The organism is Sutterella sp. (genome assembly GCF_052272535.1).
GTDB lineage: Bacteria > Pseudomonadota > Gammaproteobacteria > Burkholderiales > Burkholderiaceae_F > Sutterella.
On the sequence record NZ_DAVZJY010000076.1, the window covers coordinates 1 to 9,812 of the forward strand.

Genomic DNA, 9,812 nt, shown 5'->3' on the forward strand with positions numbered 1-9,812 from the left:
GAGCGTTGGTCAAGTGGAGAATCCCCGTCCTTCAGGGCGGGGAGTGCGTCAAGCGCCGCGGATTTCGTCGACGACGATCCCGGCCGCGCCGAGGCAGATCGCGACGTCCGCGACGTTGAAGGCCGGCCAGTGCCAGTTCCTCCAGTAGAAGTCGAGGAAGTCGATCACGTACCCGGCGCTCACGCGGTCGCAGAGGTTGCCGACGGCGCCCGCGGCGATGAGCGTGAGCGAGAGACTGAAGAGCGTGCGCGCGTTGTGCTTCCAGAGAAGCCGCAGCACCACGGCCGTCACCGCGAAGGCGAAGGCCGAGAGCACCCAGCGCTGCCAGCCGCCCATCTCCGCGAGGAACGAGAAGGCTGCGCCGTAGTTGTGCGCGAGCACGAAGTTGAAGCCCGGAAAGACCGCGATTACGTCGCCCGGGTCGAGCGCCCGCTCGAACCAGAACTTCGTCGCCTGGTCGAGGGAGAGCACGAGCAACCCAAGAAACGCCCAGAGGGCGAACCGCGCGCCGCCCGGGCGGCCGCCCCGCGGGGAGGCGGCGCGCACGGGGCGCTTCTTCGCTTCAGCGCCCGCCATTTAGGCGAAGAGGCGCTTTTCGCCGGCGCCGAAGAGGTTCGTCACGCAGCGCGGGCAGAGCGTCGGATGTTCGGCGTTCGAGCCCACGCCCGGCACGTAGTGCCAGCAGCGTTCGCACTTCTTCTCTTCGGAGGGACGCACGGTGACCTTGAGTTCGCCGTCGGCGGCCTTCACGAGCTTCACCTCGGACATGATCATCACGAAGCGCAGTTCGTCGCCGAGCGAGGCGAGCGTCTCGTAGAGGCCTTCCGGAGCGGCGATCTCGCCCGTCGTCTGCAGCGACGAGCCGATCGTGCCGCGCACGCGTTCATCCTCGATCGCCTTCTGCACGATCGCGCGCACTTCGCGCACGGCCGCCCACTTGGCGAGGAGCTCCGCGTCGCCGCCCACTTCGGGGAGGTGGCGGAAGGTTTCGACGAAGACCGTGCCCGCCTCGTTGGGCGAGAAGATCGCGAACGCTTCCTCGGCCGTGAAGGAGAGGATCGGCGCGATCAGGCGCAGCAACATCCCGGTGATCATGTAGAGCGCGGTCTGGGCGGAGCGGCGCGCGGCGCTCTTCGGCGCCGTCGTGTAGAGGCGGTCCTTCAGAACGTCGAGGTAGAAGCTCCCGAGGTCCGTCGAGGCGAAGGTCTGCAGCAGCGTCACCACGTTGTGGAAGCGGTAGTCCTTGTACTCGGAGAGCACGCGCTTCTGGAAGTCCTCGGCGTAGGCGATGGCCCAGCGGTCGAGCTCGACCATCTCGTCGAGCGGCACCGACTCGGTCTTCGGATCGAAGTCGGAGGTGTTCGCGAGCAGGAAGCGCAGCGTGTTGCGGATGCGGCGGTAGGACTCGACCACGCGGTTGAGAATCGTCGGCCCGAGGCGCAGTTCGCCCGAGTAGTCGGTCGAGGCGACCCAGAGGCGCAGGATTTCGGCGCCAAACTTGTCGCTGATCTCCTGCGGACGGACGATGTTGCCCTTCGACTTGGACATCTTCTCGCCCTTCTCATCGACGCAGAAGCCGTGCGTGAGGAGCTGGTTGTAGGGCGGACGGCCGTCCAACATCGTGCCCGTGAGGAGCGACGAGTGGAACCAGCCGCGGTGCTGGTCGGAGCCTTCGAGGTAGAGGTCGGCCGGCCACTGCAGGATGTCCTTGTGCGAGCCGCGCAGCACCGTGTAGTGCGTCGTGCCCGAGTCGAACCAGACGTCGAGGATGTCGGTGGACTTCACGTAGTCCTTCGCCTCGTCGCCCAGGAGGTCTTCGGGCTTCACCTTGGCCCAGGCCTCGATGCCGCCTTCGGCGACCAGCGCCTCGGCCTTCTTCATGAGCTCGAGCGTGTCGGGGTGAAGTTCGCCCGTCGCCTTGTTGAGGAAGAAGGGCAGCGGCACGCCCCAGTTGCGCTGACGCGAGATGCACCAGTCCGGGCGGTTCTCGATCATCGCGTAGAGGCGGTTGATGCCCCACTCGGGGAAGAACTTCGTCGCCTTGACGCCTTCGAGGGCGGCTTCGCGCAGCGTCTTCTTCGAGGAGGGCAGCCCGAGCACGCTCTTCGTGTCCTCATCGGGCGCGTCCATGCGCACGAACCACTGCGCCGTGGCGCGGTAGATGAGGGGGGTCTTGTGGCGCCAGCAGTGCATGTAGCTGTGGACCATCTTGCCCGACGAGAGGAGCGCCCCGGCGACGCGCAGCGTGTCGAGGATCTTCGGGTTCGCCTGCCAGATGTTCATGCCGGCGAAGAACGGCAGCCAGGCGGCGTACGTGCCGTCGCCCTGGACGGGGTTGAGCACTTCGTCGTTCGTCATGCCGTGGCGCTTGCAGGAGACGAAGTCGTCCACGCCGTAGGCCGGAGCCGAGTGCACGATGCCCGTGCCGGAGGTCGCCTCGACGTAGTCGGCGAGGTAGACGGGCGAGTAGCGGCGGTAGCCCTCGTGCATCGCGTAGAGCGGATGCTTGAAGCGCACGCCTTCGAATTCGGCGCCCATCGCGGTCGCGACGGTCTTGCCCGTGAAGCCGTAGCGCTTGAGGCACTCTTCGGCAAGGTCCTTGCCGAGGATGAGGAGGCGGTCGCCGCAGTCGACGAGCGCGTACTCGAGTTCGGGGTGCATGTTGAGCGCCTGGTTGGCGGGGATGGTCCACGGGGTCGTGGTCCAGATCACCACCGAGCAGGGCTTGTCGAGCTTGACGCCGAAGATCTTCTCGACGCGCTCGTGGTCCTCGTCCGTGAGCTCGAACGCGACGTCGAGCATCGGGGACTCGCGGTCCTTGTACTCCACCTCGGCTTCGGCTAGGGCGGACTGGCAGTCGAAGCACCAGTTGACGGGCTTGAGGCCGCGGTAGACGTAGCCCTTCTCCATGATCTCGCGGAGCGCGCGGATTTCCGCCGCCTCGGTCTCATGGCGCATCGTGCGGTAGGGGTTGTCCCAAAGGCCGAGAACGCCGAGGCGCTTGAAGTCCGCCAGCTGCAGGAGCGACTGCTCCATCGCGTAGGCGCGCGCGAGCGACTGCATCTTCTCGACGGGGAGGTTCTTGCCGTGGAGCTTTTCGATCTGAACTTCGATCGGCATGCCGTGGCAGTCCCAGCCCGGAACGTACGGAGCGCAGAACCCTTCGAGGGTCTTCTCCTTGACGATCATGTCCTTCAGGATCTTGTTGACCGCATGGCCGAGATGGATGGCGCCGTTGGCGTAGGGAGGGCCGTCGTGGAGGATGAACTTCTTCGCGTCGCGTCGCGCGTCGAGAATGCGTTCGACGATCTTCTTCTCCTCCCATTCGCGGATCCAGGCGGGTTCGCGCTTCGGGAGGTTCCCGCGCATCGGGAAGGGTGTATCCGGCAGGTTGAGCGAATACTTCTTGTCGGCGTCCTTGGCCGCAGTGTCAGCTTTTGCCATTTTGGTCGTGGCTCCTGGCCCCCTCGGGCTCTTCAGGTCGGGCGCGGCGTGCGGGCGGCATCGTCTCCCGGCCCCTTCGAATGGGATCGGGCGGCGGTTCCGCGGGCGGCTGCGCTCCATGGAACAAAAAACGTTTTCCCGCGCTTCTTCAGGCCGGTTGCGCCTGACGCTCTGCCGGAGGGCTCGGGCCGCTTCCCTGCGGGAAGGCGGACCGGCCGCAGCCGGCGGGCCTCAGAGCACTTCGGCCGTCCCCGGGGCGAGCCCGAGGATCTGACGCGCGCGGGCGGCGTCGTTGCGGATGGCAGCCTTGAGTTCGTCAAGACCGCTGAATTTGCGCTCTCCCCGTATTCGCTCGACGAACCGCACGCAGATGGTGCGGTTGTAGGCGTCGCCGTGCCAGTCGAAGAGGTAGGTCTCGAGCAGCCACCGGCGCGAGTCGCTCACGGTGGGCCTGAGCCCCAACGAAGCGACGCCGGGAAGCGCCGCGCCCGGAACGATCCCCTCGACCCGCACGGCGAAGACGCCGGAGAGGGCCGGGCGCGCGCGACTGCCCGGCGGAATCGGCGCGATGTTGAGGGTCGGGAACCCGAGCGTGCGCCCGAGCGCCTGACCGTGGATCACGCGGCCGGCCATTGTGTAGTCGTGCCCGAGCATCACGGAGGCTTCGTAGAAGTCGCCCGCCGCGAGCGCTTCACGCACGCGCGTCGAGCTCACCTTGCGCTCGCCGTGGAAGAGAAGCGGCGAAATCCACGTCTCGAACCGGTAGGTCTTCCCAAAGTGCTCGAGGTCGTGCGCGCTCGCCGCGCGCCCGCTCCCGAAGCGGAAGTCTTCGCCCACGGTCACCCAGCGGGTGTCGAGCCCCTCGACCAACACGCGCTCGACGAACTGCTCGGCGCCTTCGCGCGCGATGCGTTCGTTGAAGGGAAGCATGTAGATGCGCTCGATGCCGCAGTCGAGAAGGCGCTTCACCTTGTCGCGCAGCGTGGAGATGCGCGGCACCGGATCGAGATGCGGGAAGTACTCGCGCGGATGCGGCTCGAACGTGAGCACCGAGGGCACGAGCCCGCGGTCGCGCGCCGCCGAGACGAGTCCCTCAAGAAGCGCCTGATGCCCCGTGTGCACGCCGTCGAAGTTGCCGATGGCGAGCGCGGTCGGAACGCGCAGACGATGGTCGGGAAGGCCGCGGAAGACGTGCATGGGAGTTCGAAGGGTGGAAGCGGTTCAAGGGTGGAATCAAGGCGAAAAATTATAATGTCCGGTGCGCCTGCACGCGCACGCACGGATTGGGGACGCCCTTCAACTTCGGCCAGATGATCTAGGAGTTTTCGCTCAAGCCGGCTGCGCGCCGCCCGGAGGCGGCAGGCCCGCCTCCGAGGTGCTTCCCAAAGACGCCGGAGGCGTCCGAGGCCGTTAGAATGGCGCCCTTTTCTCCGGACCACACGCGCGATCCGCTCCGCTTCCCAATGGAGCGGCCGTCGGCCTCCGTGCGCAAGGGGCTCCCACAAGGCCTCAAAACGCGCGGCGTCCGCCCGCCGCCCTTCCACCCCCACACACTTCTCCCGCACTCCACCATGAAGAACATCGTCATCCTGCTTTCCGGCCGCGGCAGCAACTTCGAGGCCATCCTACGCACGGCGCGCGCCGAAGACTGGGAGAAGGCGGGCCTCAAGATCGCCGCGGTCCTCTCGAACCGCCCCGAAGCGAAGGGGCTCGAGACCGCGCGCGCCGAAGGGCTCGACGCCTACGCCGTGGACCACAAGGCCTATCCCACCCGCGAAGCCTTCGAAGAGGAGCTCGTGCGCTTGATCGAGCCCTACGACCCCGCCGTGGTCGTGCTCGCGGGCTTCATGCGCATCCTCACGCCCACCTTCGTATCGCGCTTCGAGGGCCGCATCCTCAACATCCACCCGGCGCTCCTGCCGCTCTTCCCCGGGCTCGACACGCACCGGCGCTGCATCGAGGCGGGCTGCCGCGTGCACGGCTCGACCGTGCACTTCGTCTCGGCCGTCCTCGACGGCGGCGCGATCATCGGGCAGTCGGTCGTCCCCGTGATGACCACCGACACGCCGGAAACCCTCGCCGCGCGGCTCCTGCCCTACGAGCACAAGGTCTATCCGAAGTGCGTGCGCGCCGTCGCTGAAGGCCGCGTGAAGCTCGTTGACGGCCGCGCCGTGATGGACGACGCCACCGCGCGCGAACTTGCCGTCTTCTACCGCGACTAAAGGGGCGCTTTCGGAGCCCGAAGAACATCACCCGGCGACGGGCGCCATTCGTCCGTGCCGGACTCATCAAGACCAAAGGATTTTTTCGTCATGGCTGAAAACCATCCCAAGCGCCGCGCCTTCGCGATGCAAAAGCCCCGCCGCACTGAACGCGCCGAGCCGGGCAGAAGGCGCACCGAGCGTCAGATCGCCGCCACGAAGCGCCAGAACGCCGAGCGCGCCGCCCACGGCTGCGCCAAGCAGAGCGGCCCGAAGACGCCCGAAAGCCGCATGGCACCGCGCGCGCCCGGCCGCGTGCGCATCACCTCGCTCATCGTCGACGAGCTCGCCCGGGCGCTCAGGGTGATCCTGCGCTTCGACGGCCCCGCCGACGTTCTCATGAAGCTCTTCTTCAAGAGCAATCCGCAGCTCGGCATGCGCGACCGCGGCCTCATCGCCGAAGGGATCTACGAGGCGTTGCGCCGCTACGGGACGCTGCGCGCCGCGATGCGCCCGGTGCACCCGGACCGCGCGCCGAAGCTCGCCGCCCTCGCCGTGCTCGCGCGCCAACACGGGATCGACGCGATTTCGCCCACGGCGATCGGCTCCGAAGAAGGCCCCTTGAAGAACGTCCTTGCCTTCGACGTCTCGAAGGCTCCCGCGCACGTGCAGGCCGAGCTCCCGCAGTGGATGTACGACCTCATCACGGCGCAGTACCCCGACGCGGCGGACCTCTGCCGCTCGATGACCGAGGGCGCGCCCCTCGACCTCCGTGTGAATCTCCTGAAGACGAACCGCGACGAGGTCTTGGCCGAACTCGCGAAGAACGGCGTCGAGGCGCACCCGACGCCGCTCTCGCCCGACGGCGTGCGGCTGCCGACGAAGCCCGGCCTCACGCGCTGGCCGATCTACCAGGACGGCCTCGTGGACGTGCAGGATGAAGGCAGCCAGCTCATCGCCCGCCTCCTCACGCCGCGCCGCCGCGAGATGATCTGCGACTTCTGCGCGGGCGCGGGCGGCAAGACCCTGGCCCTCGGTGCGCTGATGCGCTCCACCGGGAGCCTCTACGCCTTCGACGTGAATGAGAAGCGCCTCGCGGGCCTCGCTCCGCGCATGCGCCGCGCCGGCCTCACGAACGTCCATCCGGTCGCGATCAAGAGCGAGCAGGATCCGCGCGTGCGGCGCCTCGCCGGGAAGTTCGACCGCGTGCTCGTGGACGCCCCGTGCACCGGGACGGGCACGCTGCGGCGCAACCCCGACCTCAAGTGGCGCCTCTCGCCCGAGGAGTTGGAGCGCATCAACGCGATCCAGAAGAGCGTGCTCAACCACGCCTCGAAGCTCGTGAAGAAGGGCGGGCGCCTGGTCTACGCGACCTGCTCGCTCCTGAAGCGCGAGAACCAGGACGTCGTGAACGGGTTTCTCGCCGACCATCCCGGCTGGCGGCTCGTTCCCGTCGCCGAGGTCTTCGAGCAGCAGGGGATTCACTTCGCCCCGGGCCAGCTCGAGCGCTTCGAGGGCTTCATGCAGCTCCTCCCCCACGTGAACAACACCGACGGCTTCTTCGCCGCGGTGCTGCAGCGCGACGAATAAGCCCTACGGGCGTCTACGGGCGTCTGCGGGCGCCCGAGGCAAAGAAAAGGCGGCGCTTCGGCCTTCCCTCGGGGAGTCTCGAAGGCGCCGCCTTCGTTTTTTCCAACCGGCGGGGCCGCGCGTTACGAGGGGTTGGCGCAGTTCACGGGCTTCGCGCCCAGGACTTCGGTGAGCACCTTCGGGTCGATGCCGACCTGGTAGCCGCGCCGCCCGCCGTTGATGAAGATTCTGTCGAGATCAAGGATCGAAGCTTCGACGTAGACGGGCATGCGCTTCTTCGTGCCGAAGGGGCTCGTGCCGCCCACGAAGTAGCCCGAATTGCGCTGCGCCTGCTCGGGCTTGCATGGGGCGACGTGCTTCACGCCGATCTGGCGCGCGAGGTTCTTCGTGGACACCTCGCAGTCGCCGTGCATGAGGATGATCAGGGGCTTGGTGTTCTCGTCCTCCATCACGAGCGTCTTGATCACGTGGTGATGGTCGAGCCCGCAGGCCGAGGCGGCGAGCGCCGTGCCGCCGTGCTCCTCGTACTCGTAGGACTTCTCTTCAAAGGGAATCTTGTGCGCCTTGAGCCACTGCGTGGCGGGCGTGAGGCTCTGATGCTGGGACTTCGACATGGGCGTCATCCATCGTCTTTGCCGCGGCCCGGGCGGGGCGCTCTTGGCTCCCCTCGGGGCCGCAGGAATTCAAGAAAAATGTCGTAGGGGATAGTACTACCGCTGCGGACGGTCAGCCGCCGCGCGCAGTCCGCGCCGCTTCGAGGTCGCTCTCCCAGAGGCCCTTCGGAAGCGGGAAGGCGACGTTCTCCTCCTCGCCCTTGAGCGTCGTGACGCGGTCGGCCCCGGCGTGGGCGCGCAGCCATTCGACGACGCCCTGCACGAGGGACTCCGGAGCGGAGGCGCCGGCGGTGATGCCGACCGTCTTCACACCTTCGAGCCACGCGGGATCGACGTGCTCGGCCGAATCAACGAGCCAGGCGCGCACGCCCTCGCGCTCGGCCACCTCGCGCAGGCGGTTCGAATTGGAGCTCGTCGCCGAACCGATCACGAGGACGCAGTCCACGCCCGCCTGCGCGAGCTTCTTCACCGCCTCCTGGCGGTTCTGCGTCGCGTAGCAGATGTCCTGGCGCTTGGGCTCGAGAATCGACGGGTAGCGCGCCTTCAGGGCCTCGATCACGCTTCTCGAGTCGTCCGCGCTGATCGTGGTCTGCGTGACGTACGCGAGCTGATCGGAGTTGGCGCAGGGGAGCTCGGCGACGTCCGCGGGCTTTTCAATGAGGCGGATGCCGTCCTCGACCTGCCCCATGGTCCCCTCAACCTCGGGGTGCCCGGCGTGGCCGATCATCAGGATCGTGCGGCCCTCGCGGCGCATGCGGCCCACCTCCTTGTGGACCTTGGTGACGAGCGGGCAGGTGGCGTCGAAGACCCTCAGGCCCCGCGCCTGCGCTTCGCGCGCGACGGCCTTCGGAACGCCGTGGGCGGAGAAGACCACGGTGGCGCCCTCGGGCACCTCGGAGAGGTCGTCCACGAAGAGCGCGCCGCGGGCGCGGAGGTTTTCGACGACCGTGCGGTTGTGCACGATCTCGTGACGGACGTAGATGGGGGCGCCGTAGATGGCGAGCGCCCGCTCGACGATGGCGATGGCGCGCGTGACGCCGGCGCAGAAGCCGCGCGGCTGGGCGAGAAGAACCTGCATGGGAGTCTCGGTTGATGGGTCTGTTGCCGCTAGGTTAAAGAAAAATGGGGTTTTGCGCACACGCACGCTCACGAACCGAGTACAATTCGCTCCCTGTCAAATTCTCCGCGCCGCCTGGAGCCCTGTACTGACACTGTGGGGAGCCAAGCCGGTCCGCGCCTGTAGTTGGCTGCGTCGCTGGTGGCGTCGCAATCGGAGATTGACGTAGAATCATCAACTTTCTGCGCTCGTTTGGTGCCGCCCCTTCTCTTTGAGGAGCAGGGCGGGGGCCTGCGAGACGTTTTTTATTTTTGGAGTTAAAGATGGCACGAGTGTGTCAAGTCACCGGTAAGGCGCCGATGGTCGGCCATCAGGTCTCGCACGCGAATAACAAGACCAAGCGTCGCTTCATGCCGAATCTGCAGTATCGCCGTTTCTGGGTTGAGAGCGAAAACCGTTGGGTTCGTCTTCGTCTGACGAATGCGGGCCTGCGCACGGTTGACAAGGTCGGCATTGATGCCGTTCTCGCGGATCTTCGCGCCCGCGGCGAAATCTAATTTAGGAGTTCACCATGGCGAAAAGCGCTCGCGACAAGATCAAGCTCGCCTCCACGGCCGGCACGGGTCACTTCTACACCACGACGAAGAACCGCAAGACCCAGTCTGGCAAGATGGAAATCTCCAAGTACGATCCGGTGGCCCGCAAGCACGTGATCTACAAGGAGACGAAGCTCAAGTAATTTGAGCTCAGGCTCCCGGCCCGCAGCTGATGCGGCGTCGCCTCAGGCTCCTTCGGGAGCGGACGGTGCGCCTCCGGCTGCAGGAGCTGGCGGAAGGCCCGATGTGGATTCGCTCCCGTCGGGCTTTTTGGCGTCCGTAGCTCATGAAAACGCCCCGCACGGGATCT

Annotated in this window: 9 protein-coding genes; 4 read left to right on the forward strand and 5 right to left on the reverse strand. The window is 66.9% G+C overall.

The window, feature by feature from the left end:
* Positions 1–48: 48 nt before the first annotated feature.
* The 3 genes from lspA to ACT6Y9_RS05415 all read right to left on the reverse strand — a co-directional run bounded on the left by lspA (position 49) and on the right by ACT6Y9_RS05415 (position 4,641).
* A complete protein-coding gene (lspA, locus tag ACT6Y9_RS05405; protein WP_443743776.1) occupies positions 49–576 on the reverse strand; it encodes a signal peptidase II in 528 nt (175 codons plus the stop codon).
* Entirely contained in the window at positions 577–3,444 is a 2,868-nt protein-coding gene (ileS, locus tag ACT6Y9_RS05410) for an isoleucine--tRNA ligase (RefSeq protein WP_443743777.1), read from the reverse strand. It lies immediately after the preceding gene.
* Positions 3,445–3,675: 231 nt separating this feature from the next.
* Positions 3,676–4,641 carry a bifunctional riboflavin kinase/FAD synthetase gene (locus ACT6Y9_RS05415; protein ID WP_443743778.1) on the reverse strand — a complete coding sequence of 322 codons (966 nt, stop codon included), beginning with the start codon at positions 4,639–4,641 and terminating at the stop codon, positions 3,676–3,678.
* A gap of 374 nt (positions 4,642–5,015) precedes the next feature.
* Here ACT6Y9_RS05415 and purN point away from each other — a divergent pair, with 374 nt between their 5' ends.
* Entirely contained in the window at positions 5,016–5,666 is a 651-nt protein-coding gene (gene purN / locus ACT6Y9_RS05420) for a phosphoribosylglycinamide formyltransferase (RefSeq protein ID WP_295480869.1), read from the forward strand.
* A gap of 90 nt (positions 5,667–5,756) precedes the next feature.
* The gene (locus ACT6Y9_RS05425; RefSeq protein ID WP_443743779.1) at positions 5,757–7,235 is read left to right on the forward strand and encodes an RsmB/NOP family class I SAM-dependent RNA methyltransferase; all 1,479 of its coding nucleotides are present in this window, start codon (positions 5,757–5,759) and stop codon (positions 7,233–7,235) included.
* A 122-nt stretch (positions 7,236–7,357) separates the two neighbouring features.
* Here the strand turns inward: ACT6Y9_RS05425 and ybaK are convergent, their stop codons facing one another.
* Both ybaK and ispH read right to left on the reverse strand, forming a co-directional pair.
* Positions 7,358–7,849, reverse strand: coding sequence for a Cys-tRNA(Pro) deacylase (gene ybaK / locus ACT6Y9_RS05430; RefSeq protein ID WP_443743780.1), 492 nt, complete (start codon positions 7,847–7,849; stop codon positions 7,358–7,360).
* 112 nt (positions 7,850–7,961) lie between these two features.
* Entirely contained in the window at positions 7,962–8,927 is a 966-nt protein-coding gene (gene ispH, locus ACT6Y9_RS05435) for a 4-hydroxy-3-methylbut-2-enyl diphosphate reductase (protein WP_295480907.1), read from the reverse strand.
* 302 nt (positions 8,928–9,229) lie between these two features.
* Between ispH and rpmB the strand changes: the two genes are divergently transcribed.
* Positions 9,230–9,463, forward strand: coding sequence for a 50S ribosomal protein L28 (rpmB, locus tag ACT6Y9_RS05440; protein ID WP_139688698.1), 234 nt, complete (start codon positions 9,230–9,232; stop codon positions 9,461–9,463).
* Positions 9,464–9,477: 14 nt separating this feature from the next.
* A complete protein-coding gene (rpmG, locus tag ACT6Y9_RS05445) occupies positions 9,478–9,645 on the forward strand; it encodes a 50S ribosomal protein L33 (RefSeq protein ID WP_295480910.1) in 168 nt (55 codons plus the stop codon).
* The last annotated feature ends 167 nt before the right edge of the window (positions 9,646–9,812 follow it).